The following is a 26,817-nucleotide window of genomic DNA, read 5'->3' as shown; positions in this document are numbered from 1 at the left end:
GGTGAGCGAGCGTTGCTGTTTTAGTTGCAGGTACTGCGAGAGCGTTGCTGTTTTAGCCGCAGGAAGTGAGAGAGCGTCGCTGGGAATTACTTCGCTGCGCGCTGCCTGGAGACTTCGTACAGGGAGATGCCGACGGCCATGGAGGCGTTGAGCGATTCCATCGCGGAGTCGATCGGGATGGAAACGATCTGGTCGCAGTTTTCGCGGACCAGCCGGCTCAGGCCCTTGCCTTCGGAACCGACCACGATGCAGACGGGTTCCTTGGCGAGGCTGAGGTCCGGCAGCGACACGTCGCCGTCGCCGTCGAGGCCGAGCACGTAGATGCCCATGTTCTTGAACGCCTTGAGGGTGTTGTTCAGGTTGGCGGCGCGTGCCACCGGAACGCGGACTGCTGCGCCGGCACTGGTCTTCCAGGCCGAGGCCGTGACGCCGACGGAGCGCCGCTCCGGCACGATGACGCCGTGGCCGCTGAAGGCCGACACAGAGCGGATGATCGCGCCGAGGTTGCGCGGGTCGGTGATGCCGTCCAGTGCGACGAAGAGCGGCGCATTGGCCACATGGCCCCGCTTCCAGCTGGCCAACGTTTCTTCGGCGAGCTCGTAGGCGTCCTGGTATTCGTACGGCGGAATCTGCAGCACGAGACCCTGGTGGATGGCGTCGTCCGTCATCCGGTCCAGCTCGGGCTTGCCCGTTTCCATCAGCGGAATGCCACGTTCGGCCGCAAGCTTGAGGGACTCCTTGACGCGGTCATCCATTTCAATGCGGATGGCGACATGCAGGGCCTTGGCCGGGATGCCGGCGCGCAGCGCTTCTACAACGGAGTTGCGTCCAGTGACGACTTCCTCAGTGGCACGGCCCTTCGGACCTGAGCGGGCACCCGAACCGCGGGCTGCGCCGGGACGCTTGGCAGCAGACCGCTCGGCGAGCTGCTTGCTCTTGTGGGCCTTATGGTACGGGCGGTCCTCCGCCTTGGGAGTGGGGCCCTTGCCCTCGAGGGCCTTGCGGCCGTGACCACCCGTTCCGATGGTGGGGCCCTTCTTTGCTTTGACCGACCGGCGACCGTTGTTGGCCATGAGTTTCACCCTTGCTTTGTTGAGTAAGTCTGACCTCCAGTCTACTTACTCAGGTTAAATCGCCGGCGCAAGGTCCTGCCTGGCATCCGGACTGCCTCAGCTCAGCCGCGCTTGATGGTCCAGCTGGCGCCGTCCGGACCGTCCTCGACGACGACGCCCGCCGCCGCGAGCGTGTCCCGGATGGCATCAGACGCCGCCCAGTCCTTGGTGGCCCGCGCCTCCGCGCGGGCACCAAGCTGGGCCTCGACGAGGACGCCCAGGGCCGTGTCCGCCCGGTCGTCCCGTGCGGGGGCCGCGACGTCGTTCAGGCCCAGGACCCGCAGCATGTCGGTGACAGAGTGCAGCGCTGCCCGGGCAGCAGCGTTATCGCCCGCGGTGAGCGCGGTATTGCCTGCCCGCACGGTGTCGTGCAGGACAGCCAGCGCCTGCGGAACATTCAGGTCGTCGTCCATGGCCGCTGCGAAGGCTTCCGGCACCTCCCCGTAGCTGCCGAACAGGAGGGCCCCGCCATCAGACAAAGCACGCACGGCCCGGGCAACGAAGCCGTCAATCCGTTCCATCGCAGCGGAGGCTTCCTGCAGCGAGGTGGGCTGGTAGTCCAGCACTGACCGGTACTGCGCCTGGCCCAGGTAGTACCGCACCACGCGCGGCGGCGCGAGCTCAAGCATTTCCGTGGGGCTGACGGTGTTACCAATGGACTTGGACATCTTTTCGCCCTGGTAGGTCACCATGCCGTTGTGCATCCAGAAGTTGGCGAAGGCATGGCCGGCTGCCTGGGACTGCGCCATCTCGTTTTCATGGTGCGGGAACCGGAGGTCCAGGCCTCCGCCGTGGATGTCGAACCCGGTACCGAGATATTTGGTTACCATGGCCGAGCACTCCAGATGCCAGCCCGGACGGCCGGTGCCCCAGGGTGAAACCCAACTGGCCGTCGTGGGCTCCCCTTCCTTATGGCCTTTCCACAGCGCAAAGTCCCTCGGGTCCTTCTTCCCACGAGGATCGGCGTCGGCAGCACCCTGCATATCATCGATCTTCTGGCGGGTCAGGGACCCGTACCGGTTCCAGGAGCGAACGTCGAAATAGACGTCGCCGGAATCATCGAGGGCGGGGTAGGCATGGCCGCGGTCAATCAGGCGCTGGATCAGCGCGTGCATCTCCGGAATGTGGCCGGTGGCGCGCGGCTCGTAAGTGGGACGGGAAACACCAAGGGTGTCGTAGGCCTTGAGGAATGCCTGCTCGTAGCGGTAGGCAAGCGCCCACCATTCCTCTTCGCGGATGTCGTCCGGGCCTTCCTCGAAGTCCGGCTCAAAGGACGCTGCGGACTTGGCGAGGATTTTGTCGTCGATGTCAGTGACGTTGCGGACCACGGTCACGCGGAATTTCCGGTATTCGAGCCAGCGGGTGAGCTGGTCAAAGGCAATGGCGGACCGGATGTGCCCGACGTGCGGCAGGCCCTGCACCGTCGCGCCGCAGTAGTACAGGCTCACCTTGCCCGGTGTCAGAGGGACGAAGTCGCGGACTTCGGCGGATGCTGTGTCGTAAAAGCGCAGGGTCACCGCTCCAGATTAGCCGATGGCCTTTGCAGGACCCGGCGCCGGGCCTGCTATTTGCAGACTTCGCCGATCTTGTTGTTCTGCTCGCTCAGCTGTGCCGTCTGTTCGGCGCTCTTGGTGCCCAGCGAAGTACCGGCGACCTTCTTCATGATGTCCGCCATTTTCTGGATGGGCTCCCCCACCTCGGGGGCTACCTTGTCCGCCACTTCCTGGTAATGCTTGGCGATCTGGTCAGCCTGCTGCTGCTGGTTTCCGGTGGGAACGAACGTGTCCCCGCTGAGGAACTTGCAGCTTTCCTCGACACTCATTTTCGGCGCGCCGCAACCGCTCAGCAGCAGTGCTGCAACGAGTACGACGGCGGCAAGCGGCTTCTTCACGAGGGTTCTCCTGGAGTGTTCGGCAGAGGTCTGACTCCCTTAAGCCTAGGCGAAAGACACGCTCCGCCTCAGCCCGCCCGGTAGACCAGCGCGGTGGCGAGGGCCGAAATGCCTTCGCCACGGCCGGTGAAGCCGAGTCCGTCGCTGGTGGTGGCGCTGACGCTGACGGGGGCACCGGCCGCCGCGCTGAGGACGTCCTGGGATTCCTGCCGGCGCGGGCCGAATTTGGGCCTGTTGGCCACGAACTGCACGGCGATGTTGCCGATCTCGAAGCCTTCCGCCCTGACTATGCGCGCGGCCTCGGCCAGGAGCGCCACGCCGGAGGCACCGGCGAATTCCGGGCGGTCCGTGCCGAAGTGCGTGCCAAGATCCCCGATCCCGGAGGCCGAAAAGAGGGCATCCGCCGCTGCGTGGGCCACGGGGTCGCCGTCGGAGTGGCCAGCCAGGCCCTGCTCGCCGTCCCACAGCAGCCCGCCCAGCCACAGCGCCCGCGGATTGTCCGGCGCAGCAAAAGCATGGACGTCGATGCCGATACCTGTTCTGGGAATGATGGGAACTGCCATGATCAGCCCTCCACCCAACGTACGCCGAGGGGACCTTCCAGCAGGCCCTCCGCAATGATCAGGTCCAAAGGCGTTGTGATCTTGAGTGACTGGCTGGCTCCGCGGACGGCATGGACCGGGACGCCCAGGCGTTCCACGAGCATCGCATCATCCGTAATGGCGGCGGACTGGGCTTCCTCGAGGCCTGCCACCTCCCGGTGGGCCTTCATCAGCGTGTCGAGATCGAACCCCTGCGGCGTCTGCACGGCGCGGAGCATCTCCCGCGGAGCCGTGCCGACGACGACCTCCGGCGCAATGTGGGCGTCTTCGTCACGCGTTGCTTCAACCGTCTTGACGGTGTCCACCACCGGCATGACCGGAATCACGGCCAAGGCGCCGGCCGCAAGGGAGTCGACCACACGGTGGAAGACGGACTCCGGCGTCAGCGCGCGGGCGGCGTCGTGGACGAGCACGGCCTGGGTGCCGTCCTCCAGTGCCGCCAATGCGGAACGCACGGAGTCAGCGCGCGTTGCGCCGCCGTCCACCATCGTCAGCAGAGGGCCGCCGTCGACAAGCTCGTCCTTGAAGTCATCGCACATTCTCCGGAGCGCGCCGTCGCCCGCCGGCAAGGCTACGCAGACCTGCTGCGCAACGCCGGAGGCAACAATCCCGCGCAGGGCGTGCATCAGGATGGGCTCGCCACCGAGGGGAACCCTTGCTTTTGGCATGCCGTAACCAAGTCGCTGCCCTGATCCGGCCGCGACCAGGATAACGGCGACGACTGGGCGTGGGCGTTGGTGGTCCCCGGCGGCCGGCCCGGATCCGGCCGGAAATTCTGTTGCGCTCATGGGCACAAGACTACGTCCCGCCCCGCGTCGGCGCCCGGCAAAAACGCGGCTGCCTGAATCGGGGCAAAAAGAAACCCCGGCGGCTACGGAGCCACCGGGGTTCAATTCTTAGGAAGCCAAGACTTCGTCGAGAACGCTTGCTGCCTTCTCTTCGTCTGTCTTTTCAGCCAGCGCCAGTTCTGAAATCAGAATCTGACGGGCCTTGGCCAGCATACGCTTCTCACCTGCGGAAAGGCCGCGGTCGTGATCACGGCGCCAGAGGTCACGAACAACCTCTGCTACCTTGATGACGTCCCCGGAAGCAAGCTTCTCCAGATTTGCCTTGTAACGACGTGACCAGTTGGTGGGCTCCTCAGTGAACTCGGCCCGCAGCACGTCAAAGACGTGCTCCAAACCTTCTTTGCCCACTACGTCGCGAACCCCAACAAGGTCAACGTTCTCTGCTGGAACTTCAATGGTCAGATCACCCTGAGCCACCTTGAGCTTGAGATACATCTTCTCTTCGCCCTTGACAGTGCGCATCTTGATTTCTTCAATTTTGGCTGCACCGTGGTGAGGGTAAACTACTGTCTCGCCGACCTCAAAAACCATGTGGACTTTCCCCTTTCCCGCAGACCAGTTTATCACGATTCGGGCATATGACTGGCACGGATACGGGCCAGGAACCGCGTGAATACGGGGAAAATGGGGCGAATAACCCCCCTTTGACCCCTTGACGAACGCGGATAATAGTGCATGCAGGCGGTCATGCCAAGGGAGCCCGGGTAGTGTTCCGGGCCCGGCGGGCGGCATGCGGAGCGGTCGGGCAGGGCCATGTTTCCGGACACCAATGTGTACGGCCCGAATCCTTGTTTGAGACCGTTTGAGGATAGGCTATGGCTGAATAATGTTTCAAGACTCTCAAGGAGTGCGTCACGTGCGTTTCACTGCGATGAACCGGGGCCAGCGCGGCAAGCTGGCAATGGCAACGGCAGCAGTTGCCATCGGCCTGCTGTCCGTGACCGGCTGCGGCTACATCAACGCCCAGCAGACCACAGAGCAGTACTCGGCATCGGACGGCACCAGGGAAGACCTTGGCCCGCTCCAGATCCGCAACTTCATGATCGTTTCCACCGGCGAGGACAAGCCGGGCCGCGTGGTCGGTGCCATTTACAACTCGTCTTCCAGCGACGTCAAGCTGACCATCAACGGAGCAGAAGGCTCGCAGACGCAGGTGTCTGTGAAGGCGAATTCGTACACCCTGCTTAACAACTCCACGGATCCGGCGATCCTGAGCAGCACGGGGGCCGTCCCGGGCTCGCTGTCCGACGTCAGCATTTCCGAAGACGGCACCAACCAGACCACCAAGGTCAAGGTGCCCGTCCTGGACGCCACGCTGCCTGAATACAAGGAATACCTGCCGGAAGGCGCCGAGCCCACTGTCTCGGAGACGGCAACGCCGGCTCCGACGAGCAGCGAAAGCCACTAGCCCGGATAAGCAATTCGGATACGCAGAAGGAGGGCTCCCGCCGGGCGGGGCCCTCCTTCTGTGTTACCGGTCCGCGTTGCCTAGGGTTCGAACTTGTAGCCCAGGCCCCGGACTGTCACGAGATACCGCGGCGCCGACGGGTCCGGCTCAATCTTGCTGCGCAGCCTCTTGACATGGACGTCCAGCGTCTTGGTGTCACCAACGTAGTCTGATCCCCAGACCCGGTCGATGAGCTGGCCGCGGGTCAGCACCCTGCCTGAATTGCGCAGCAGCATCTCCAGCAGCTCGAATTCCTTCAGCGGCAGCGGCACCTGTTCGCCGTCGACACTTACTACATGGCGTTCGACATCCATCCTCACGGGCCCGGCCTGGACCGTGTTGGTGATGAGCTCTTCCGGTTCTCCCTGCCGCCGAAGGACAGCCCTGACGCGGGCAACCAGCTCACGGGAGGAATACGGTTTGGTGACGTAGTCGTCGGCGCCGAGTTCCAGCCCTACGACTTTGTCGATTTCGGCGTCCTTGGCGGTCAGCATGATGACCGGGACCGAGGAGCGCTGCCGGAGCTGCCGGCACACCTCAGTGCCGGACTGGCCGGGCAACTGCAGGTCCAGCAGCACCAGGTCGGCGCCGTTGCGGTCGAATTCCGTGATGGCGTCCAAACCGTTGTCCACGACTTCCACCTCGAATCCTTCCTTGCCCAGAAGGTAGGACAGTGGGTCGCTGAACGACTCTTCATCCTCGACTATGAGAATCCTGCTCAAGCGCTGGCTCCTTGCTCGTGGACGCCGGTGGCGTCGTGACTGTGTGGTGAGGTGCTACGGGCGGCCGCTGCAGGCGCCGCGGGGGCGTCGCCGTCGTCCTGCCCCTCCATCTCTGGAAGCCGGATGGTGAACGTGGACCCCTGGCCGGCCTGCGACCACAGCGTCACTTCCCCGCCGTGGTTGGAAATGACGTGCTTGACAATGCTCAGGCCCAGGCCTGTGCCGCCGGTCTGCCGAGACCTTGCGGCATCGACGCGGTAGAAGCGTTCAAAAACCCGTTCCTGGTCGTCCGGGCTCATGCCGTCACCCTGGTCCGTGACGGAGATGGAGATCAGGCCTGCCTTGGCACGAACCCCGATCCCCACCCGGGTGTTCTCCGGAGAGTAACGGATGGCGTTGTCGATCAGGTTTCGCAGCGCCGTCACCAGCAGGTCCTGGTCACCATAGACCATTGCGTCCACATGGCCGCCGACGACGATGGAGATGTTCTTGCTTTCGGCGGGCAGCTGCGAACGGTCCACGGCTTCGGTGATCACCGCATTAATGTCCAAGGGGTGTCCCCGCTGGGCCACGTTCGCGCCCTGCAGCCGGGAGAGCTCGATGATGTCCTGCACGAGCGCCGCGAGCCGCGTCGACTCCTTCTGCATGCGCTTGGCAAAGCGGCGGACGGCAACTTCGTCGTCCGCCGACGATTCCAGGGCCTCGGCCAGCAGGGAAATGGCACCCACCGGCGTCTTCAGCTCGTGGGAAACGTTGGCAACAAAGTCGTTGCGGATCTCCTCAGTTCGGGTGATCTCGGTCCGGTCGTCGGCCAGCAGGAGGATGTATTCCTCGCCGAGCATGGCTGCACGGACCTGGACGACGATGGTCCCCTGCCCCAGCGGGCCTCGGGGCAGTTCAAACTGTTTCTCGAGGATGACGCCGTCCCGCCGAACCCTGGCTGTCATGTCCAGGAGCTGTTCGTGGACCACGGTATGCCCGCGGACCAGGCCGAAGGCATAGGCTGCCGGGCTCGCCCTCACCACGCCGTCGATCGCGTCGACCACCACGAAGGCACGGCCGACGACTGCGAGTACCTCCGCGGCGCCGGGAGGCAGCGCCGGTTCGTCGAACTCAACATCGACCAGCTTCCGCTGCTGTTCGCTCACCCTGAAGGCGAGCACGCCAAAGATGCCGAACGACAGACCGACCAGGCCTGCGATGACACCGATGAGCATTGGATCCACGGCTCCAGCTTATGCTCTGCCCCGGGCGTCAAAGACGAATGTGATGCGATTACCCGAGGGGTTCAACTAACGTTCACCTATAGGTGCGTAACAGTTCACCGGCCACTGACAGAGTTACCAGTTGGACTGCAGAGCGGTGACACGAAATCCGGCCGCCACCACGGTGGGGAAGGATTTCCAAGGAAAGGACGCGTAGTGCGCAAGGTTTTTCAGGAGGAGCTCACACAGGTGGGCGAGCAGCTCGTCGAGATTTCAAAGCTGGTCAGCGAGGCCATTGACAAGGCCACGACTGCCTTCGAAGGGGCGGACGTCGACCTCGCCCAGGACGTCATCGCCGCTGACGCAAGGATCGACTTCCTACAGAACAGCCTGGACGAGCGTGCCATCGATATTCTTGCCCTTCAGGGGCCGGTGGCCAGCGACCTTCGGATGATCGTGGGTTCGCTTCGGATGAGTGCCTCGCTGGAGCGTATGGGCGACCTCGCCCGGCACATCGCCCAGCTGGCGCGGCTCCGCTTCCCCGCCATGGTGATTCCGCCGCAGCTCGCGGACACCTTCAAGAGCTTCGCCGAACAGGACCTCCTGATCGCGAACAAGCTCACCGAACTCCTGGAAACGCGCGACCTGGAAGTCGCCCGTGACATCCTCAAAGCGAATGCCACGGTCAACGACCTCCACCTGAGCGTCTTCAAGGCAATTGCCCGCAGTGACTGGAACGAGTCCCCGGCCACCACCGTGGACGTTGCCTTGGCCAGCCGCTATTTCGAAAGGTTCGCTGACCACGGCGTCTCGGTCGCCCAGAAGGTCACGTACCTGGTCACTGGCGCCTGGCACCCGAACAGCACAGAAACCAGCTAACTTCCCTGCCGGGTTTGTCCGGCTTATGACGGCGGGCCGGTCACTTAGGTGACCGGCCCGCCGTTTGTTAATGTGTAGCTTATTTCTTGCCCTGGTTGGCCACCGCGAGGATGGCTTCCGCAGCGGCCTCGGGGTCGAGGTAAGTGCCGCCCGGCTTGACGGGCTTGAAGTCCTCGTCGAGGTCGTACACCAGCGGGATGCCGGTGGGGATGTTCAGGCCGGCGATTGCTTCGTCGCTGATGTCGTCAAGGTGCTTGACGAGGGCGCGCAGTGAGTTGCCGTGGGCGGTGACCAGTACGGTCTTGCCGGCCTTGAGGTCTTCCTTGATGTCCGATTCCCAGTAGGGCATCAGGCGGACAAGGACGTCCTTCAGGCACTCGGTGCGCGGGAGGGCGTCGCCCAGGTCCGCGTAACGGGGATCATGCGCCTGGGAGAATTCGCTGTTGTCGTCCAGGGGCGGCGGCGGGGTGTCGTAGGAACGGCGCCACTCCATGAACTGCTCTTCGCCGTATTCGGCGAGCGTCTGGGCCTTGTCCTTGCCCTGCAGGGCGCCATAGTGGCGTTCGTTCAGTCGCCAGTCACGCTTGACGGGGATCCAGCCGCGGTCGGCCTTGTCCAGGGAGATGTTGGCCGTGTTGATGGCCCGCTTCAGGAGCGAGGTGTAGAGGACATCCGGGAGAACATCGTTCTCAACCAGGAGCTCGCCGCCGCGTGCTGCTTCCTCGCGGCCCTGGTCGTTGAGGTCAACATCCACCCAGCCGGTGAACAGGTTCTTGGCGTTCCATTCGCTGTGGCCGTGGCGCAGCAGAATCAGCTTGTAAGTCATGGTTTTCATCCTAGCCGAGCAGGCGGTGGCAGTGCCGAGCGTTACAGCGGGTGCACTGAAGGCACGCTCTGGGCAGTCGGTTTGAGCCGGCGGTGCGGGCAACCGTGGGGCAGGACGGCGGGGACGGACCGTTAAGCTTGTCCGGTGGTGCAGAAAGCTGAACGGGTAGACCCCTCCCGGGCCGGGAGCCGAACCAGGGGCGGAGCCAGCGGCGCGGGTAATAGCGGCAAACCGATCGGCAACGTAACGCGCGGCACCACCAACCCCAACCGGATGCGGCGGCTGGACCGGTGACTCACGGGACCGCAGGCCTGGCGGCTGCGCCGGGCAGCCGACCCGCTGGTCATCGACCTCGGTTACGGGGCATCCCCTGCCACTGCTGTTGAGCTGTTTGAGCGTTTGTCCGCAGTGCGCGCGGATGTCCGGGTGGCCGGAATAGAAATCGAACCCGAGCGGGTCCGCGCCGCCAAGGCACTGGAACGGGCCGGACTGAGCTTCCATGTGGGCGGCTTCGAGATTCCCGTGCCGGGCCGGCCGGTGATTGTCCGGGCGTTCAACGTCCTGCGGCAGTATGAGGAGGCCGATGTTGCTGCCATCTGGAGCCTGGTCCAAGGCCGGCTGGGCCCCGACGGACTGTTCATCGACGGAACCTGCGACGAGATCGGGCGTCGCGTGACGTGGGTGGCGCTCGACGGCGGCGGACCGCTCAGCCTGAGCATTTCCATGCGTTTCGGCGGTTTCGCGCTGCCTTCGGAGATTGCCGAACGGCTGCCGAAGGCCCTCATCCACCGGAACGTTCCCGGCGAGAAGATCCATGGTTTCCTCCAGGCCCTGGACATGGCCTGGCTGGAGGCGGCGCCGCTGGCCGCGTTCGGGAACAGGCAACGGTGGACGGCCATGTGCCGGTCAATGCTCGACGGCGGCTGGCCCGTTCAGGACGGACCCTCCCGTTGGCGGCTGGGTGAGTTGACGGTGGGCTGGGACGCCGTGGCGCCCGCACCCTAGGGACGGCCTCCTCAGGAAGGCTGCCCGCTACCAGGGGCCGTACGGACCCATGTTGCGGCTGCCGCCGCGGCCGGCATCCTTCACTGCAGGGCGGACATCCGCGAGATACACGGAGGCTGCGGTGACTGCGGCGAGCCCGAACAGGCCGAGCGGGCCGAGCAGCCCGCCGCCACCGCCGGCATAGAGGGACAGGGCACCGATGGCCAAGGCGCCGCCGGTCAGGGCCAGCCAGAACGTCTTGGTCCGTTTGGAAACGGCTTCGAAGGCGTTCGCCTTGTGGCGCAGGCAGTCAAAGAACGCCCACGCTTCAAGACAGAACGCAACGAGCGCCAATACGAAATAGACCGCGGTCTCGACATAGCCAATCAACTGTTTTCCGTCCACGTGCCCAGCCTATCCGTCCAGAGCGTCCAGTGCCTGCTCCAAATCGGCCCAAAGGTCCTCGACGTTTTCAATCCCCACGCTCAGGCGGACCAGGTTGTCCGGCACACTGACCGGCTCGGCCGCGTGCCGCCGTCGTCGTTCGATCAGGGACTCGACCCCGCCCAGCGAGGTGGCGGGCAGCCACAGCTGCAGTGCGCGGACCAGTTTGTCCGCCGCGTCGGCGCCGCTGAGCCCGCCGGCGGGGGCAATCTGCACGCACAGCACGGAACCGAAGCTCTTCATCTGTGACTTGGCACGTTCGTGGCCGGGATCGGTGGGGAGTCCCGGGAACCGGATGCTCCCGATGCGCGGGTGCGCGCTCAGCCGATCGGCGAGGACGGCAGCCGAGGCCTGGGAGCGCTCGATGCGCAGAGCGAGCGTCCGCAGGCCGCGCAGGGCAAGCCAGGCTTCGAACGGGCCCGCGATGCCGCCATGGATGATGCGGTGGTGCAGCAGCGTTGAGCGGATCGCGGCGTCCGACGTCACGAGGGCGCCCAGGACGACGTCGGAATGCCCGGCCAGGTATTTGGTGACCGAGTGCAGGACGACGTCGGACCCCAGGCTCAGCGGCTGCTGGACCAGTGGCGTGGAGAAGGTGTTGTCAGTAACGACGATGGCGCCTGCCTCGTGGGCGGCAGCGGCCAGGGCGCGGATGTCCGCGATCCCGAGCATCGGGTTGGTGGGGCTTTCCAGCCACAGCATGCTGGCAGCTTTGCCTTCAGCCGGGGCCAGCAGCGCCTTCACGGCGTCGGTGTCCGCGATATCCACAGTGCGGAGCTCGAACAGCCCCTTTTCCGCGAGTTCGGTAGCCATGACCAGGGAACCGGCGTAGCTGTGCGACGGCATCACCAGGACTCCCCCGGCCGGGATGAGGGACAGTGCCGAGCTCACGGCCGCCAGCCCGGAGGCATACAGCAGGCCGGGGAGGGCCGCCCCTTCAAGCTGGCCCAGTGCTTCTTCGAACGGATCCCAGGTGGGATTGGAGTAGCGGCCGTAGCCGCGGTCGCCGTCGGCGAGGGGCCCGGTCCCGAAGTAGGTGGACGACAGGACGATGGGCTGGTTGACTGGCTCATCGCGTTTGCGGGGCGGGCGGCCGGCGGCCACAACCACCGTTTCAGCCGACAGCGCGGCGGCTTGCTGTTCGGAAAGACTCATGGTCAAAGAGTACGTGGGAGGCCTGCAGCGCATGAAAGCCGTTACGGCCGGGCACCTAAGCTGTCAGTGATTGTCGGTAGGCTGGTCTTGTGACTAACCAGAACCCCGGACTGTTCATCGCCTTCGAAGGCGGCGACGGCGCAGGCAAGTCCACGCAGGCCGCAGCACTGGCCGGGGCCCTCGAGTCGCGCGGTAGCAAGGTGCTGCGCACCCGGGAGCCGGGCGGCACCCCGATCGGTGAGAAACTGCGGTCCCTGGTGCTGGACCACGGCCACGGCCACATCGATGCCCGCACCGAAGCCCTGATCTTTGCCGCGTCGCGCGCAGCCCACGCGGACCAGGTCATCCTGCCCGCCCTGGAACGCGGCGACGTTGTGCTGACGGACCGCTACATCGATTCCTCGGTGGCCTACCAGGGGGCCGGACGCGGGCTCGGAACCGGTGCCGTACGTGAGTTGAACGAATGGGCCACGTCAGGCCTCCTGCCCGACCTCACAGTGCTGCTTGACGTGGACCCCGCCGTGGGCCGGCTCCGCCGCACCGCAGGCGACGCCGCGGAAGACCGGATGGAATCCGAAGCGGACGAATTCCACGCCAAGATCCGCACCGCCTTCCTCGACCTCGCAGCCGACCGGCCGGACCACTACCTGGTGCTGGCCGCCCACCTGCCCGTGGATGAGCTGGCCCGCGTCATCCTGGCGTGCGTGGACGAGCTGATGCTGTCGCGGCACGTTTCCGGAGAAGGCGTGGCCCCATGACCGTCTGGGATGACCTGCAGGGCCAGCCTGCCGTCGTCGCCCAGCTCCGCCAGGCTGCCCAGGGCGAAGCCCTGACCCACGCCTGGCTGTTCACCGGCCCGCCGGGTTCTGGCCGGTCCAACGCCGCGAAGGCGTTTGCCGCTGCCCTCAACTGTGACCAGGAGGACATCACCAGGCGCGGCTGCGGCGAATGTGCGGCCTGCCTGACCATCCTGGGGGAAACGCATTCGGACGTGGCATTCGTCCGCACCGAAAAAGTCACCATCACCATTGATGAGGCACGGGACCTGGTGTCCACTGCCGGAAACCGTCCGTCATCCGGACGGTGGCGGATCATCGTGGTGGAAGATGCCGACCGCATGGCGGAACGGACCACCAACGTTCTGCTCAAAGCCATCGAGGAGCCCACTCCCCGCACCGTGTGGATGCTGTGTGCCCCGTCCCCGGCGGACGTCCTGGTCACCATCCGGTCCCGCTGCCGCGCGGTGGCACTGCGGCTCCCGCCCGCTGCCGATGTGGCGGCACTGCTGGTGCGGCGCGACGGCGTGGACCCGGCCCTCGCCGAACGTGCGGCCCGCGCAGCGCAGAGCCACGTCGGCATCGCGCGCCGGCTCGCCCGGGATGCTGATGCCCGCGAACGCCGGCTGGAGACCGTTCGGTTCCCGCTGGGATTGCGGGGCGTCACGGCGGCGGTCCTGATGGCCGAAAAACTGGTGAAGATCGCCACGGAAGAAGCCAACAGCTCCAACGAAGTGCGTGATGCCGAGGAGAAGGCAGCGCTCCTGGCCACGCTCGGCGCCCCCGAAAGCGGTACGCTGCCGCCCGCCATGCGGGGCCAGGTCAAGCAGCTCGAGGATGACCAGAAGCGGCGCGCCAAACGCTCCATCACCGATTCCCTTGACCGGACGCTCACGGACCTGCTCTCGTTTTACCGGGATGTGCTGATCATCCAGATGGGGAACGCTGTGGAACTGGTGAACGTTGAACTCAGGAGCGAGCTGACGGAGTTTGCCGGCCGTTCCGGTGCAGAGGCCACGCTCGCCCGGATGGATGCCATCAACAAGGCCCGCCAAAGAATCACCACCACCAACGTCGCACCGCTGCTGGCCATCGAATCCATGGCCGCGAGCCTGATCTAGTGCCGTTCCGTCCAGCCCCGTCCCGCCGCCCGTTCCCCGCCCGAGCCCACGCCAAATCCCTCAAGGAGCCCTGCATGAAGCCTGCCCGACGTCTGCCCCTACGGTCACGGTCCGGAGCGACCGCGGTCAAGGCAGCTGCTGGCTCCGTGGCCGTACTGCTCGCGCTGACAGGCTGCACGCTGTTCGGCACGTCCAACGGCGGATCAAGCGGCGCAAGCACGGGCAAGGCTGATCCGTCGATCGCCGAGGCAGCCCCCGAGGAACTCCGGGGCTTCTACTCGCAGGAGGTCTCCTGGACAGCCTGCGAGGACAAGCTCCAGTGCGCCAAGATCAAGGTGCCCCTGGACTACAGCAAGCCTGACGGCGACAGCATCGAGATCGCGGCGCTCAAGATGCCGGCAACAGGAAACAAGACCGGCAGCCTGCTGGTCAACCCCGGCGGTCCGGGCGGCTCGGGATATGACTTCGTCAAGGATGCCGGCGCCACGAACATTTCCAGTGAAGTGCGTTCCAGCTACGACCTCGTGGGGTTCGACCCCCGCGGAGTGAAGCGCTCCTCCCCCGTTTCGTGCCTCACGGACCAGGAACGGGACGAGTCCCGGGCCAAGAACTACGACCTTAGTTCCGACGCCGGCCTGGCCGCCGCCGTTGCGGACAACAAGGCAACGGCCGCAAAGTGCGCCGAAAAAACCGGTCCGCTGCTTGCACACGTGGACACCGTCAGCGCAGCCAAGGACCTGGACATCCTGCGCGCCGTGGTCAACGACACCAAACTGAACTACCTGGGCTATTCCTACGGCACGTTCCTGGGGTCCACGTACGCCTCGCTCTTCCCGGACAACGTGGGCCGCATGGTCCTCGACGGCGCGCTGGACCCCTCCCTCAGCAACGAGGAGCTCACCAGCGGCCAGGCCCGCGCGTTTGAGAAAGCCATCCGCGCCTACGTGGAGAAGTGCCTCGGGGACGACGGCTGCCCCCTGAGCGGAACCGTGGACAACGGTGTCCAGCAGATCCGGGAGGTGGTGGAAGCGGTTGACGCCAATCCCCAGCGCGCCCAGGACGGCAGGCTGGTCACCGGCTCGGCGTTTGTCAGCGGCCTGATCCTGCCCCTGTACAACAACGACAACTGGCCGCTGCTGACCCAGGCGCTGGACGCGGCCCTCAAGGGCGACCCCTCACCGATGCTGCGGCTGGCCGATTTCGGCGCCGACCGGGATCCGAGCGGCAAGTACACGTCCAACAGCGCCTTCGCCTTCACCGCCATCAACTGCCTGGACTACCCCATGGTCACCGACCCGGCCGCCATGCGGGCCGACGAGCAGAAGTTGCGGCAGGAATCCCCCACCCTGGGCTACTTCTTCGCCTACGGCGGCACCAACTGCCAAGACTGGCCCTACAAGAGCATCCGCACGCCCGCACCGGTGGAGTATTCCGGTTCGGCCCCCATCGTGGTGGTGGGAACCACCGGCGACCCGGCGACCCCCGTGGAGTGGGCCGGCGCCCTGCGGAAGCAGCTGGGCAACGCTTCGCTGGTGACGTGGACGGGCGAGGGCCACACCGCCTACGGCCGCTCTAACACCTGCGTCAGCGACGCCGTCGATGGCTACCTGCTGACCGGCGAGCCGCCTGCGGACAACACGCTGTGCTAGGTCCGCAGCCCGGCCTGACTTAACGGGCTAAGCGGACCGGGGTTCAAGCAGCACCGGCAGGTCGCGGATCGAATGCACGACGGCGGTGGCGCCGGCCGCGCGGAGCGCAGGCTCCCCGTGTGCCCCGGTGAGTACTCCGGCAACCGTGGTGGCACCGGCCCGCAGCCCCGACTGGATGTCTGCACAGCTGTCCCCCACCACGGCGACCTCGCGGACGTCGTCCAGGTCCAGGGCGAGGACAGCCGTCAGGATCATGTCCGGATACGGCCGGCCCCGCCCTGCGTCCGCGGGACACAGGCTGAGGTCCGCCAGCCCCATCCAGCCAAGGCTCTCCAGCACCATGTTCTGGGTATGGCGTCCGAAGCCCGTGGCAAGGCAGACCATGATGCCGGCCTCACGCAGCCAGCCAATCGCGTCCTCGGCGCCGGGAACAGCCCGGATGATGCCGTCTGCTATCAGCTCATCGCAGCTGCGCTCGAAGAACGTGTTCGCCGCCGCCGCTCGGTGCCGGTCCTCAAACAGCTGGCTGAAGACAGCGAGTTTTGACATCCCTGCGGTGTCCCTGGCGTACCGGAGCATGCGTTCGAACTGCTCCGACCCCTCCCTCACCCCCTGGTCTGCCAGGGTGCGGGTCATGGCACGCTCCATGAGGCCGCCGTCGAACACTGTTGTTCCCACCATGGCCAGTACGGCGAGCCGGACGTCATGGGCGGCGCCCGGCTCCACCCCCTGCAGTGCGGCTTCGGATTCGCTTGCGGATACGTCTGCTGTGTCCGGAGTCATGGCCAAGCCCCTTCGCTGACTTGCGGCCGTCGACCGGGCCGCGGTTGATCCTTCCACAGTGGGAGCCCGGCGGAACCCCTTGCTGAACCCGCTTCGACCGCAGGATGAACATCCAGACAACGTCCGCCCCGGCACTTCCGGGACACCTCCTGCCCGGCCGGGACCGGCAATCTTGCGGATGCATGAATGGCTCATTTTGACCCGGGCAGGGGACTCTATTACAGTTGTCTCTTGCATGATCCGCCCGGTTCTTCCGGGTCCTGTCATGCGGTGCTTCCTTAGCTCAGTCGGTAGAGCGTTTCACTCGTAATGAAAAGGTCATCAGTTCGATTCTGATAGGAAGCTCGGGATAGACCCCCTAGAAACCGCGGTTTCTAGGGGGTCTTTTCGCTGGTTCTTGACATTGCGGACTTCGTATGCGTTCCCTCGTTTTTCGATCGATTCCCAACGTCTTCGTCATTTTTTCGTCACTCGTTCTGCCCTGGCCGTCAATGGAGCTCAAGAGTTTGATGCCCTGACGCTGGCACTCTGAAAACCGGTGGCAGTCCCCTCTTCCCGACTAGCGACCTGACGCGCCGTGGTGGGAGAAAGTTGGATCTGAGAATGAGTGACTGCTTGGCCAGCGGGTCAACATCGATGGCCCGGGGGATGGCCCAAACGAGTACTGGTTCGAGCGCGACGTCTGCGAAGGAACCGACAAGTCAACGTCCCCGTTGGCTTGGATGAAAACGTCACTGAGCTGTCTGAATGCCCCGGCCGCGAGGGACTCGTCCGCATCGAAGGCGTTGCAGTCGACGTCCGGTCCTAGGGCTGCCGCGCTAGGGGATGATGGTCCGGGTAGTTCATCTTCTTACTCCGGTCCGTAGTGCCTGCTGGCAGCCCCTTGGAGTAGAACTTCGCCTGAAAATCGAAGGGTCACCGGATCGACGGCGGTCGGAGCCACCAGTTAAAACCAGCAGTTCGCAGTGTTTGCACGGGAACTACGGTTCTCTTTGCGGTGGACGGTCCGCTATTCAGGCTGAACGCAGGTGTCGTATCAGACTTCTGGTAAATCCTTGGTAGGTGCCCAGGCTTCGCTTTTGAACGAGTTCCCGCGCGGCCGGCCTGTACGAGGCGTCCATGTCCCAACTCCGACAGTGGTCATAATGCGGTTGATAAGCGCCCGTGATCACCAGTAACACGGTGCGGCCTGAGTATGCTCTGTAGACAATCTAGATTTGGGGAGCTATGAGCACTAAGAAAACCGTGTACTTCATGGAGGTCTATCAACTGGACTCCAACGACAACGCGCACACACTGACGCCGGGGTTCTGGACCAAGTTGTTCAATCACTTGTCGAGTGCCCTCCCCGAAGAACGACAGTCGACATACAAGTCCAATGTCCTTTACGGCGAATGCCGGTCAGACAAGATGACTCTCCTGGACTACACATACCTGGGGAAATCGCGCCCCCAGTCGGACTGGCCCGATGTACAGGACCACGGGGGACAGATTGACTCGTTGACGACCGTGGGCGGAATCTCCGGCCTCCTGGAGCCCGTTTACATAGCTCCGGTTGACGCGAGCAATACCGCAGCCTTTCTTCGGACGTCCGGGGGGCCGACTTGGCAGGCAATCGAAGCTTGGCTCAACACTGTTACGGGGGTTGCCGCAGGCCAACCCGAGTTCCGGCTGAGGCCGCTCGTTAAAACTGATGGACTTGAGCGCCTAAGGGATTCACTCGGTGTATCCAAGATGCATGTGAAGCTAGATGCAGATTCGCTGAGTTCAGCCGGTCATCATGGGGTTATTGGCGCTGCGGCGCAGGCTGCTGAAAGTGTATCGGGAGACCTCTCCATGGAACTCATCCTTAGCTTTGGTCACGCGACGCCGGACTCCATGGCAGCCGAGGACCTAAAGGACCAACTCGAAATCTTCATGCGCCAGCACATGTTCAAAAAGTCACGGGCAACTCTTATGGTTGACAAAGGCGCAGATGGGATTGGACGAGAGTCGATCGACTTTACGTCGGACAGGATAACAAGCGTGGAAAAGGTGGATGTCGCCGAAGACGACCAGCCCAGCCTCCAATCTGCCCTCATTGCGCTCAGCTCAGCCATTCAGAAGTACAAGGCCGGAAAGCTTTAGTCAGACCAAGGGGGGCGCGTGGTAGCGATTCGGAAGCTTTTCAGAAGCATTTGGAGCGGCTTGATCGGGCTTATCCAGGACCGGCCCGCGGTGCTGTCGGGTCTCGCCCCGGTGCTTGTTCTAATGCATGCCATACTCACGCGTTTCGCTCTACTCCCTGACGTGTGGAGCGGACTCGTGACGGCCGAACGGCCCGATGCCCTTGCTCTGTATCTGGGGGTTGCTGGGTCATCGAGCTTGGTCGCCGGTTTCTCCGGTGTGGTCATTGTGTTCGGTCTGACCGCGGGCGGCAGCAGGTTCCAGCTGTTTAGGGCACGAAGTGGCCAAGCGCTCAGGTCCAACTGGATCTCAACCATGGCCGCCTCGTTCGCGGCGGCCGGCTTGTCGTTGGCGGCAGCCGTCGCCAACTTCGTAGGAGCACAATGGCTTGCGCCCTGGATAGTCGAACTTGCACTACTTCTACTGCTCCATTCGGCACTGCGTCTTTTGTGGCTCATGAAACGGCTTATGAATCTGGTCAAGACTAACGACGCGGAAGAGATCGACAAGAGCAATGTTGTTCCGATCCCACCATTTCAAAAGAAGTCCCAGGGCGGCCCTACAGGGACTAGGCCTTAGTCCAGCACCGCCCCTCGGTTAGAACCCAAGGTGGTAAGGAAACAATCATCGTTCAAGCTGCAGTCTGGAGAACCGCCACACTTCGGCTAGGGCTCAACTGGGCTAGGTACTCATGGAGCGAAGGGACTGAAACGCCAATGACGTCGGCAGTTTCTTTGGGACCCAATGCCGGCTGCATGCAGTTGCTTTGCCTTTGCAGAGTGTTGTCCCTCCAGTCGAGGGTCTACGGTTTGTCGGTCCAGCAGAGTACCAGCAGACAATCACTCGGCTTGGGAGGGTGCACGGTTACCACCGGGCGACCCACTGGAGCGCAAACCGGCACTGGTCGGATAGTCTCGTGACGAAGCCGTTCTAGTTTGAGGGGGGACACGGACGCGTGGCACATATAGATGAGAGCATCCTGGTGGCGGCCCGAGGGTCAGTCAACTTCGGGCTTCTGGAGGAGCTAGAGCCGCTACTGTCCGTTTATGGAGCGGGAGCAGAAGCGACGCTGTACAACGATCCCAACGGTGCACTGGTCAAATGCCGTCAATTCGCCGAGGTCCTCACGGAGCAGCTGCTCCGTCGAACAAACACAAAGGCCGTCAGCGGCAAGCAGGTCGATCGCATTGGTGCACTTGAGGACGCCGGTGTTCTCACCAGGCAACATGCAGAAGCCTTCCACAGAATTCGCAAGACAGGCAACGACGCCACCCACGCTCATCTCTTTAATGCCCGCGTTGCTCTGGAATCGCTAAGGGCATGCTGGGAATTGGGCACTCTGCTCTATCGTGCAGTCACTGGCAACCGCACTGTACTCGCTTTCCTTCCGCCCGAGCCTGTCGGCACTTCGGCGCCAACCACCGCCGAAGACCAAGAGCAGATGGCTCTGATCAATGGCCAGCTACAGGAATCTAAGAACGAGCTCCAGGACGTCCTCACTGTTCTGGATGCCGCTAAGACGGCTCAACAGGCTGAAGCGGATGCGCGGGCTGAGGCAGAGAATGAGCTCACGGCCGCCCGAGCAAAACACGAGTACATGTCAGCTCAGCTTGCCGGTCTCAAGGAGCAAGTGGCCGAGCTGCTGGCGCGCGGCCAGTTGTCTTCTCGCCCGGCGGAGAGGGTCACGTCTGCCGCACGACAGGCATTTATCGAACGGGCGCGCCTACCGCGACCCCTCTCTGAGATTCAAGCCCGTCGCAATATTGACCGGCAGCTGGAGACGGCGGGTTGGATCATCCAGGATTACAAGGACATTGCGCCCGTCGTTGCACCAGGGGTGGCGGTCCGAGAATTCCCCCTGCCGACGGGGTTCGCGGACTACATGCTCTATGTGGACGCCAAATTGGTGGGGGTAATCGAAGCCAAAAAGGAGGGCACGGCGCTCACCGGGGTTGAATGGCAGACCAACAAATATGCCTCGGGCCTACCTGCAAAAGCACAGATGGCATCTTGGCGCCGAGGCGAGCCATTGCCCTTCTGCTATGAATCAACGGGCGCGGAAACCCGCTTCACGAACCGGCTTGATCCCGATGCCCGTTCCCGAGAGGTCTTCAGCTTCCACCGTCCCCAGACAATGCGATCGTGGATGGAAAAGGCAGACTCGAATCCGCACTCTCCCACGTTCAACGCCAGAATCCATGGGCTTCCGGAGTTGAACGAGGATGGGTTGCGACCTAATCAAAAGGACGCAGTCCGCGGCATTGAGAGGTCCCTCAAAGCGCAGCATCCACGGGCGTTGGTTCAGATGGCAACGGGCGCTGGCAAGACATTCACAGCCGTGACCAGCGTCTATCGGCTGATCAAATACGCTCAAGCCAGCAAGGTGCTGTTTCTGGTTGATAGAAACAACTTGGGCGAACAAGCCGAGTCGGAGTTCGTCAACTACATGGCTCCGGACGACGGCCGCCGTTTCGGCGACATGTATGCTGTCCAGCGCTTGGCTGGGCACACCGTTTTGAATTCGACTTCAGTGGCCATTTCCACCATTCAGCGCGTGTTCCGGATGCTTCAGGGCGAGGACCTACCTGAAGCTGACACTGAGTTCGATGAGGAGAATGGCGACGCTGAGCCTCCAATACCCGTTGACGTTCGTTATTCCGCCGAGCTGCCACCGGAGACTTTTGATTTGATTATTGTGGATGAGTGCCACCGTTCCATTTACGGCAGATGGCGTGCGGTACTTGAGTACTTTGACGCGCCGATCGTGGGGCTGACCGCCACGCCGACCAAGCAGACTATGGGCTTCTTCGACCAGAACCTGGTCAGCGAGTACACCTATGAGCAGTCTGTTGCTGACAACGTAAACGTGCCCTTCTCGGTGTACAGGATAAAGACCCAGATGACCGAGCAGGGGGCGACAGTCGAAGCCGGGACCGTCGTCCCGTACCGGGACCGCGGCACCCGTCGGAAGCGATACGAGGAGTTGGAAGAGGACTACCGATACACAGGACAGCAGATCGGCCGTACGGTCATCGCTGAAGACCAGATTCGTACCGTGCTCAACACGTTTAGGGACAAGCTCTACACTGAGATCTTTCCCGGTCGTTCTTACCTGCCGAAGACACTTATATTTGCGAAAGACGACAACCATGCGGACGAAATCGTCCAGCAGGTACGTGAGGTATTTGGTAAAGGACAGGACTTCGCGGCGAAAATTACGTATAAATCCCGCAGCCAGGGACACGACCCAAAAACTTTGCTTCAGGAGTTTCGCAACAGCCCGACCCTGCGCATCGCGGTCACCGTGGACATGATCGCCACCGGTACTGATGTGCGGGCCATCGAGTGTGTGTTCTTTATGCGCGAAGTGCGCTCCGCCGTCTACTTCGAACAGATGAAGGGCCGTGGTGCGCGAATCATGGACGCGGATCAATATGCCGCGGTTACGCCGGACGCCATCAATGGACGAAAAAAGGATCAATTCGTCATTGTTGACGCTGTCGGCGTCACCGATTCACCGCTCGTAGATGCCGTACCGATGGAGCGGACGGCTCCGTCTGTGTCGCTTGAACAACTCCTGCAGAAGGCCGGCACGCTGACAATTTCAGCGGATGAAGTCTCGACACTTGCAGCCCGACTCAGCAAACTCGAAACTCAACTGAATCCCTCAGAGACTGCCGAACTGACGCAGGCGGCGGGAGGCACCACCTTGCGGCAAATTGTTAAGGACTTGGCTGCAGTCTCGGACCATGATGCTGTCGAGGCGGCTAGGGATGCGGGAGGAGAAGCCCGGGTTTCAGAGTTACTGCGCGGAGGAGTCGAACAACTTGCGGGCAATCCAGAACTACGGAAACTTATTCTCGAACTCCGACGAGAAAAGGACATCCTTTTCGACGAAGTGAACGCGGACCAGCTTTACAGCGCCACACGCGTCGACTACGGTACGAGTTCGCTGGATCGCGTCAAGTCATTTCGTGAGTTCCTCCATCAGCACCAGGAGGAGATTGCGGTGCTGCAATTCATTCACGGTAGTGGGACGGGCCGGCCCACCTATTCCCAACTCCAGGAGCTGGCGGAGCGCGTGCGTAGGGTGCCAACCATCGGCAGCGTGGACATGTTGTGGCAATCCTATGCGGCGCTCGGCGAACTGGCGGACCCGGAACATAAGCCCGCCGTGACCGACCTCTTCACGATTTTGCGACATGAGCTGGCCAAGGAAGACAGCGAAGCTGGGGTATCCGGGTGCATCTTGTCGTACTCAGCGGTGATCGAACAGCGGCTCGAGTCGTGGCTACAAAAGCAAGAACGGCAAGGCGTCGAGTTCACTGAGGATCAACGCTGGTGGATTCGTCGCATTTCCGATGTTGTGAAAACATCGATAGCTGTGACTATCGACGATCTGGACAAGACTCCTTTCACCGAACGCGGTGGAACCTACGGCTTCGTCCGGGACTTCGGGGCGGACCGGGCGCTAAGGGTCTTCCATGACCTGGACGAGGAGCTAATCGCTTGACATTAATGACCTCACCCGCGGAAATTGTCCTACGCGCGGAGTCCAGTGCAGATCCAGGGCTCTTGGCCAAACACGAATCGTGGCGACGAGTGCCATTGGGGCAAGTAGCCGAAGTCATCAACGGTGCGTCCTTCGATTCCAAGCTTTTCACGCCGGTCCCAGCTGGGATGCCACTTATCAGGATCCGCGACGTTGGCCGTGACTTCACCAAAACGTATTACACAGGAGATTACGGACAGCGGCATATTGTGCATCCCGGCGATCTACTCGTCGGAATGGACGGCGACTTCAGGATCTCAAGTTGGAATGGCCCGCTTGCCCTTCTGAACCAACGAGTATGCCGGCTCTCGCCAGATGCACGAGTCGTCCACCCAAGGTGGCTTCTGCACATTCTACAAGGCTATTTGGATGCAATCTGGGCGGAAACCTCCTCGACTACCGTAAAGCATCTGTCGTCGCGATCGATTGCTGAATTGCCAATTCCCGTCCCTCCGCTTGTGGAACAGGGTCGTATCTTGGACGCCCTTGAAGATCGTCTATCTCGCCTCGAAGCCGCCGACGATACCCTCGCTTCGGCGCAGCTAAAGCTTATGCGCCTAAACACCGCCCAGTTAAGGGCCCTGGAAATGTTCGGTTTTACGGGTGTGCCGCGCTTCAAGATGTCCGACATCGCCCGCGTAGGAAGTGGGACTACTCCATTACGTTCGGAGGCTGCTTATTGGACCGGGGGGACAATCCCGTGGGTAACTTCCGGCGACCTTTCGCAGGGCAACATTCGCTCTGTAAAGGGAGCTATAACCGAGAAGGCGCTCCGAGAGACGTCAGTCAAAATCTGGAGACCGGGAACACTCCTGGTGGCCATGTACGGGGAAGGCAAGACTCGGGGTACTGTCGCCGAACTGCAGATTCCTGCAACCAGCAACCAAGCATGCGCCGCCATTGAGTTACGCGAGGAGAATATTGAGCTTAGGCCATGGATTCGCGCAATTCTTGAAGCTCGATATGCCCAAATGCGTTCCGAATCCAGCGGGGGCGTTCAACCGAACCTTTCGGTCGGCAAGATCAAGTCATTCGAGATTCCTGTTCCAGATGCCGTTACACGCGCCCGGCTTCTGGAGGACTTGGCGGAGGTCCGAGGGGCGACGCATCGGCTCGGGGTTAGCATCCACCAGCTCCGTCATCGTAAGAAGGGACTAGCCGCGAAGCTTCTAGCGACAGCCGTCGCCGGCCAGCTCGTCGATCAAATCCCGACGGAGAAGCCAGCATCCACGACATTGGCTCACGTCAACACAAATTCGGGCGCGTTGGAGTCACCAACCCGCCGCGTTACTTCCCGAAAGGTACCCGTTTCATGACTAACCACGCTGAACTGCGCAGGCTTGTCGATAAGCTTTGGAGCTACTGCGATGTGTTGCGTGACGCGGGCGTGGGCTCCATCGACTATGTGGAACAACTCAGCTTCTTGTTGTTCCTCAAAATGGTGGACGAGCGGGAGAAGAATCCGCTGAAGCCCCAACGGGTGTTCCCAACTGAATTAGACGTTTCCTGGGATCGTCTCGCTTCACTCAGTGGCGATACGTTGGAGGTCGAGTACCAGCGCCTGCTGCGGGAGTTGGGCAAGCAGCCCACTAACCTAGGGGTGATTTTCCGCAAGGCGCAGAACCGCGTCCAAGAACCTTCCCTTCTCCGTCGCCTGATCAGGGACCTGATCGGTTCCGAGACCTGGTCAATTGGTGGCGATCTCAATGGCGACGCCTACGAGGCACTGCTGCAACGCTCAGCCTCGGATGTGAAGTCCGGCGCTGGTCAGTACTTCACGCCAAGACCCCTCATTCACGCAATCGTGGAGGTCATGAAACCGACTCCGGACGACCTCATCATCGACCCGGCATGTGGGACGGGCGGGTTCCTGCTTTCCGCTGTTGAATACATTGAACGACACTACGGCACAGAGCTCACACCGGAGCAGAGGGACAATCTAAGCACGGGTCAGCTCGTACGCGGCGTTGAGTTGGTCGACTCTACAGCGCGCTTGGCGACTATGAACCTCTTCCTCCACGGGGTAGGCCGCGAGAATGGGGAAGCGGTGATCGATGTCCACGACGCCCTGGCTTCCACTCCGACGCAACATGCTTCTCTCGTGCTCGCTAATCCTCCATTTGGCAAGAAATCTTCAATCACTGTGACCAGTGATGCTGGCCGTGCGGAAAGGGACGACGTTGCCTACTCTCGCCAAGATTTCTGGGTGACGACAACTAACAAACAGCTGAACTTCCTGCAGCACATCGCTTCGCTGATGGCCGTCGGAGGCCGAGCAGCCGTGGTCGTTCCCGACAATGTACTCTTTGAAGGCGGTGCGGGCGAATCTATACGGCGTCGGCTACTGGCTTCGTATGACGTGCACACTCTGTTGCGCTTGCCTACCGGCATTTTCTACGCAGGAGGAGTCAAAGCGAATGTGCTCTTCTTCGACCGCAAGCGCGCCCGTCCAGAGAAAGCATGGACGGACCGACTGTGGGTGTATGACTTCCGCATAGGCGAGCACTTCACGATCAAACAGAATCCCATGCGAGACGAGCACTTGGCTGACTTCGTCGCCTCGTTCTCCGCCCTCGACCGTTCGCAGCGGGTCGAATCTGAGCGTTTTCGGTCGTTCGCCTATGACGAATTGATCGGTCGCGATCGAGCAAACCTTGACATCACTTGGTTGAAGGACGCCTCCGTGGAGTCTGCGGACGACGGCGTGCCTCCCGAGATTATCGCGCAGGAGATCGTGGACGATCTGCAGGCAGCCCTAGACGAATTCGCTGCGGTGGCAGATGCGCTCGCCACTCGAAGTTCACTGCCGGAGGAAGCTGTCAGCTTCGATGGTGTTTCGGCTAGCTAGGGCCTTCCGGAACTCGGAGAGCTCGGCGACCAGAACACGTTGCTGGGTCACCGCGATCAGGACACTTTGCTGGATCGCCGCGGTCAGGGCGAAGCCTGTGCCGCGTTCATGTGCGGTTGCGATCGCGTTCAGGTTGTCGTCTCCATCCAGGTGCCAGCGGAGGATGCGGAGGTCTTGGTCGAGTTGCTCTACCTCGTCGACGTAGCAGGTGTTCGGTTGTTCGAGCGGCGCGGGCTGAGTCCGCACCGAATCCGAAAGTCCCTCGACCGCGCTGAGCAACTGCTGAGCCATCCTCGAGACTTCCCCGGCGCTCCGGCGGGATCGGGTGAATGGAATTGTCAACTTTCCCGGAAGTTCAGCAAGGATCCAGAGTTCGCGATTGAGCGTGTCAAGGAGCGTCGTCATTTGCTCGACGGTCTTGCTGTATTCGCCTCGCGCGTTGTCGATGATGGCCTGGAGCAGCTTCTCCTCACGCGGGTCCTCACCTGCACTGAGCCTCACATGACCTGCGCGCAGCGCTTGATACTCGAACCAGGATTTGTTCGCCAGGAGGAGGCTGTAAAGATCGAAGAGGATCGCCTCACCGTTCTTCTCAATGTACTGCCTACGCTCCTGGTGGCCCTTCCGCTTCGCCAACTCAACAGAGTGGTCCTTGACATGCCCCCCGAAGAGGTTGCGCTGCGTTCGAAGGGCGGCCCCTTTGTCGTTGATTTCGTCCCACACCCCCGGCGTGACCTGTCCAGCCACGTTTGCTTCCTTCAGCGCTTCGGCCACGGCCTCCTCTAGACCCGAGAGTTCCGCCCACTG

Annotated in this window: 23 protein-coding genes, 1 tRNA gene and 1 pseudogene; 12 read left to right on the top strand and 13 right to left on the bottom strand. The window is 62.6% G+C overall.

The genetic code is table 11. The annotated features are described in order from the left end of the window. Window positions 1-86: 86 nt before the first annotated feature. From rlmB to J7I79_RS09165, 6 genes are all read right to left on the bottom strand, one after another. Complete coding sequence (gene rlmB / locus J7I79_RS09190; RefSeq protein WP_214952473.1) at window positions 87-1,073, bottom strand: 23S rRNA (guanosine(2251)-2'-O)-methyltransferase RlmB; 987 nt, start codon at window positions 1,071-1,073, stop codon at window positions 87-89. Between the two features lie 101 nt (window positions 1,074-1,174). Next, on the bottom strand, window positions 1,175-2,629 hold the full coding sequence (cysS, locus tag J7I79_RS09185) for a cysteine--tRNA ligase (protein WP_214952471.1): 1,455 nt from the start codon (window positions 2,627-2,629) through the stop codon (window positions 1,175-1,177). A 47-nt stretch (window positions 2,630-2,676) separates the two neighbouring features. Beyond that, window positions 2,677-3,003, bottom strand: coding sequence for a hypothetical protein (locus J7I79_RS09180; RefSeq protein ID WP_214952469.1), 327 nt, complete (start codon window positions 3,001-3,003; stop codon window positions 2,677-2,679). Window positions 3,004-3,071: 68 nt separating this feature from the next. After that, window positions 3,072-3,566 carry a 2-C-methyl-D-erythritol 2,4-cyclodiphosphate synthase gene (ispF, locus tag J7I79_RS09175; RefSeq protein ID WP_214952467.1) on the bottom strand — a complete coding sequence of 165 codons (495 nt, stop codon included), beginning with the start codon at window positions 3,564-3,566 and terminating at the stop codon, window positions 3,072-3,074. Between the two features lie 2 nt (window positions 3,567-3,568). Further along, window positions 3,569-4,393, bottom strand: coding sequence for a 2-C-methyl-D-erythritol 4-phosphate cytidylyltransferase (ispD, locus tag J7I79_RS09170; RefSeq protein WP_214952465.1), 825 nt, complete (start codon window positions 4,391-4,393; stop codon window positions 3,569-3,571). A gap of 108 nt (window positions 4,394-4,501) precedes the next feature. After that, window positions 4,502-4,984, bottom strand: a complete 483-nt coding sequence (locus J7I79_RS09165) for a CarD family transcriptional regulator (protein WP_026266570.1) — start codon at window positions 4,982-4,984, stop codon at window positions 4,502-4,504. A 340-nt stretch (window positions 4,985-5,324) separates the two neighbouring features. On the opposite strand from J7I79_RS09165, the gene J7I79_RS09160 reads away from it, so the two are divergent. Beyond that, entirely contained in the window at window positions 5,325-5,861 is a 537-nt protein-coding gene (locus tag J7I79_RS09160; RefSeq protein ID WP_214952523.1) for a hypothetical protein, read from the top strand. Between the two features lie 80 nt (window positions 5,862-5,941). Here J7I79_RS09160 and J7I79_RS09155 read toward each other — a convergent pair whose 3' ends face one another. Beyond that, window positions 5,942-6,622 (bottom strand): response regulator transcription factor, encoded by a 681-nt coding sequence (locus J7I79_RS09155; protein ID WP_214952464.1) that lies wholly within the window; start codon window positions 6,620-6,622, stop codon window positions 5,942-5,944. Beyond that, window positions 6,619-7,839 (bottom strand): cell wall metabolism sensor histidine kinase WalK, encoded by a 1,221-nt coding sequence (locus J7I79_RS09150; RefSeq protein WP_214952521.1) that lies wholly within the window; start codon window positions 7,837-7,839, stop codon window positions 6,619-6,621. The genes J7I79_RS09155 and J7I79_RS09150 overlap by 4 nt, the downstream gene beginning before the upstream one ends. A 204-nt stretch (window positions 7,840-8,043) precedes the next feature. Here J7I79_RS09150 and phoU point away from each other — a divergent pair, with 204 nt between their 5' ends. Further along, window positions 8,044-8,706: a phosphate signaling complex protein PhoU gene (phoU, locus tag J7I79_RS09145; protein WP_104173937.1), complete on the top strand. Its 663-nt coding sequence runs from the start codon at window positions 8,044-8,046 to the stop codon at window positions 8,704-8,706. A gap of 79 nt (window positions 8,707-8,785) precedes the next feature. On the opposite strand, the gene J7I79_RS09140 is transcribed toward phoU, so the two are convergent. After that, a complete protein-coding gene (locus J7I79_RS09140; protein WP_214952461.1) occupies window positions 8,786-9,532 on the bottom strand; it encodes a phosphoglyceromutase in 747 nt (248 codons plus the stop codon). 144 nt (window positions 9,533-9,676) lie between these two features. Here J7I79_RS09140 and J7I79_RS09135 point away from each other — a divergent pair. Then, window positions 9,677-10,537, top strand: a pseudogene (locus J7I79_RS09135) (class I SAM-dependent methyltransferase). Window positions 10,538-10,564: 27 nt separating this feature from the next. On the opposite strand, the gene J7I79_RS09130 reads toward J7I79_RS09135, so the two are convergent. Together J7I79_RS09130 and J7I79_RS09125 are read right to left on the bottom strand one after the other, a co-directional pair. Next, window positions 10,565-10,921: a DUF2516 family protein gene (locus J7I79_RS09130; RefSeq protein ID WP_214952459.1), complete on the bottom strand. Its 357-nt coding sequence runs from the start codon at window positions 10,919-10,921 to the stop codon at window positions 10,565-10,567. A gap of 9 nt (window positions 10,922-10,930) precedes the next feature. Beyond that, window positions 10,931-12,115: a PLP-dependent aspartate aminotransferase family protein gene (locus J7I79_RS09125; protein ID WP_214952457.1), complete on the bottom strand. Its 1,185-nt coding sequence runs from the start codon at window positions 12,113-12,115 to the stop codon at window positions 10,931-10,933. A gap of 89 nt (window positions 12,116-12,204) precedes the next feature. Between J7I79_RS09125 and tmk the strand changes: the two genes are divergently transcribed. The 3 genes from tmk (at window position 12,205) to J7I79_RS09110 (ending at window position 15,661) form a co-directional block, all read left to right on the top strand. Further along, window positions 12,205-12,873, top strand: a complete 669-nt coding sequence (gene tmk, locus J7I79_RS09120; protein WP_214952455.1) for a dTMP kinase — start codon at window positions 12,205-12,207, stop codon at window positions 12,871-12,873. After that, a complete protein-coding gene (locus tag J7I79_RS09115; protein WP_104173942.1) occupies window positions 12,870-14,012 on the top strand; it encodes a DNA polymerase III subunit delta' in 1,143 nt (380 codons plus the stop codon). Before tmk ends, J7I79_RS09115 begins: the two co-directional genes overlap by 4 nt. A 74-nt stretch (window positions 14,013-14,086) precedes the next feature. Then, on the top strand, window positions 14,087-15,661 hold the full coding sequence (locus J7I79_RS09110) for an alpha/beta hydrolase (RefSeq protein WP_214952453.1): 1,575 nt from the start codon (window positions 14,087-14,089) through the stop codon (window positions 15,659-15,661). 27 nt (window positions 15,662-15,688) lie between these two features. Here J7I79_RS09110 and J7I79_RS09105 read toward each other — a convergent pair whose 3' ends face one another. Then, complete coding sequence (locus J7I79_RS09105; RefSeq protein WP_214952450.1) at window positions 15,689-16,444, bottom strand: HAD family hydrolase; 756 nt, start codon at window positions 16,442-16,444, stop codon at window positions 15,689-15,691. A gap of 272 nt (window positions 16,445-16,716) precedes the next feature. Here J7I79_RS09105 and J7I79_RS09100 point away from each other — a divergent pair. From J7I79_RS09100 to J7I79_RS09075, 6 genes are all read left to right on the top strand, one after another. Then, window positions 16,717-16,789, top strand: a tRNA-Thr gene (locus tag J7I79_RS09100). 882 nt (window positions 16,790-17,671) lie between these two features. Continuing rightward, complete coding sequence (locus tag J7I79_RS09095; RefSeq protein ID WP_214952448.1) at window positions 17,672-18,571, top strand: hypothetical protein; 900 nt, start codon at window positions 17,672-17,674, stop codon at window positions 18,569-18,571. A gap of 18 nt (window positions 18,572-18,589) precedes the next feature. Then, a complete protein-coding gene (locus tag J7I79_RS09090; protein ID WP_214952447.1) occupies window positions 18,590-19,189 on the top strand; it encodes a hypothetical protein in 600 nt (199 codons plus the stop codon). Window positions 19,190-19,565: 376 nt separating this feature from the next. Further along, the gene (locus J7I79_RS09085; RefSeq protein ID WP_214952445.1) at window positions 19,566-23,123 is read left to right on the top strand and encodes a DEAD/DEAH box helicase family protein; all 3,558 of its coding nucleotides are present in this window, start codon (window positions 19,566-19,568) and stop codon (window positions 23,121-23,123) included. A gap of 62 nt (window positions 23,124-23,185) precedes the next feature. After that, the gene (locus J7I79_RS09080) at window positions 23,186-24,478 is read left to right on the top strand and encodes a restriction endonuclease subunit S (protein WP_214952443.1); all 1,293 of its coding nucleotides are present in this window, start codon (window positions 23,186-23,188) and stop codon (window positions 24,476-24,478) included. Continuing rightward, a complete protein-coding gene (locus tag J7I79_RS09075; RefSeq protein WP_214952441.1) occupies window positions 24,475-26,010 on the top strand; it encodes a class I SAM-dependent DNA methyltransferase in 1,536 nt (511 codons plus the stop codon). Before J7I79_RS09080 ends, J7I79_RS09075 begins: the two co-directional genes overlap by 4 nt. Here the strand turns inward: J7I79_RS09075 and J7I79_RS09070 are convergent. Next, window positions 25,963-26,784 carry a hypothetical protein gene (locus J7I79_RS09070; RefSeq protein ID WP_214952439.1) on the bottom strand — a complete coding sequence of 274 codons (822 nt, stop codon included), beginning with the start codon at window positions 26,782-26,784 and terminating at the stop codon, window positions 25,963-25,965. The genes J7I79_RS09075 and J7I79_RS09070 overlap by 48 nt on opposite strands. Between the last annotated feature and the right edge of the window lie 33 nt (window positions 26,785-26,817).

The sequence above is a fragment of the Arthrobacter sp. ISL-69 genome (assembly GCF_018613775.1).
Taxonomy (GTDB): domain Bacteria; phylum Actinomycetota; class Actinomycetes; order Actinomycetales; family Micrococcaceae; genus Arthrobacter.
The sequence above is the reverse complement of the archived record's forward strand: the minus strand, read 5'-3'. Positions and strand labels throughout refer to the sequence as shown.

Bases quoted from the DNA above. Each gene is read 5' to 3' on its own strand.
- rlmB (WP_214952473.1), bottom strand. From the start codon at position 1,073: ATGGCCAACAACGGTCGCCGGTCGGTCAAAGCAAAGAAGGGCCCCACC.
- ispF (WP_214952467.1), bottom strand. From the start codon at position 3,566: ATGGCAGTTCCCATCATTCCCAGAACAGGTATCGGCATCGACGTCCAT.
- ispD (WP_214952465.1), bottom strand. From the start codon at position 4,393: ATGAGCGCAACAGAATTTCCGGCCGGATCCGGGCCGGCCGCCGGGGAC.
- J7I79_RS09165 (WP_026266570.1), bottom strand. From the start codon at position 4,984: ATGGTTTTTGAGGTCGGCGAGACAGTAGTTTACCCTCACCACGGTGCA.
- J7I79_RS09160 (WP_214952523.1), top strand. From the start codon at position 5,325: ATGAACCGGGGCCAGCGCGGCAAGCTGGCAATGGCAACGGCAGCAGTT.
- J7I79_RS09150 (WP_214952521.1), bottom strand. From the start codon at position 7,839: ATGCTCATCGGTGTCATCGCAGGCCTGGTCGGTCTGTCGTTCGGCATC.
- J7I79_RS09140 (WP_214952461.1), bottom strand. From the start codon at position 9,532: ATGACTTACAAGCTGATTCTGCTGCGCCACGGCCACAGCGAATGGAAC.
- J7I79_RS09125 (WP_214952457.1), bottom strand. From the start codon at position 12,115: ATGAGTCTTTCCGAACAGCAAGCCGCCGCGCTGTCGGCTGAAACGGTG.
- J7I79_RS09115 (WP_104173942.1), top strand. From the start codon at position 12,870: ATGACCGTCTGGGATGACCTGCAGGGCCAGCCTGCCGTCGTCGCCCAG.
- J7I79_RS09110 (WP_214952453.1), top strand. From the start codon at position 14,087: ATGAAGCCTGCCCGACGTCTGCCCCTACGGTCACGGTCCGGAGCGACC.
- J7I79_RS09105 (WP_214952450.1), bottom strand. From the start codon at position 16,444: ATGACTCCGGACACAGCAGACGTATCCGCAAGCGAATCCGAAGCCGCA.
- J7I79_RS09095 (WP_214952448.1), top strand. From the start codon at position 17,672: ATGAGCACTAAGAAAACCGTGTACTTCATGGAGGTCTATCAACTGGAC.
- J7I79_RS09075 (WP_214952441.1), top strand. From the start codon at position 24,475: ATGACTAACCACGCTGAACTGCGCAGGCTTGTCGATAAGCTTTGGAGC.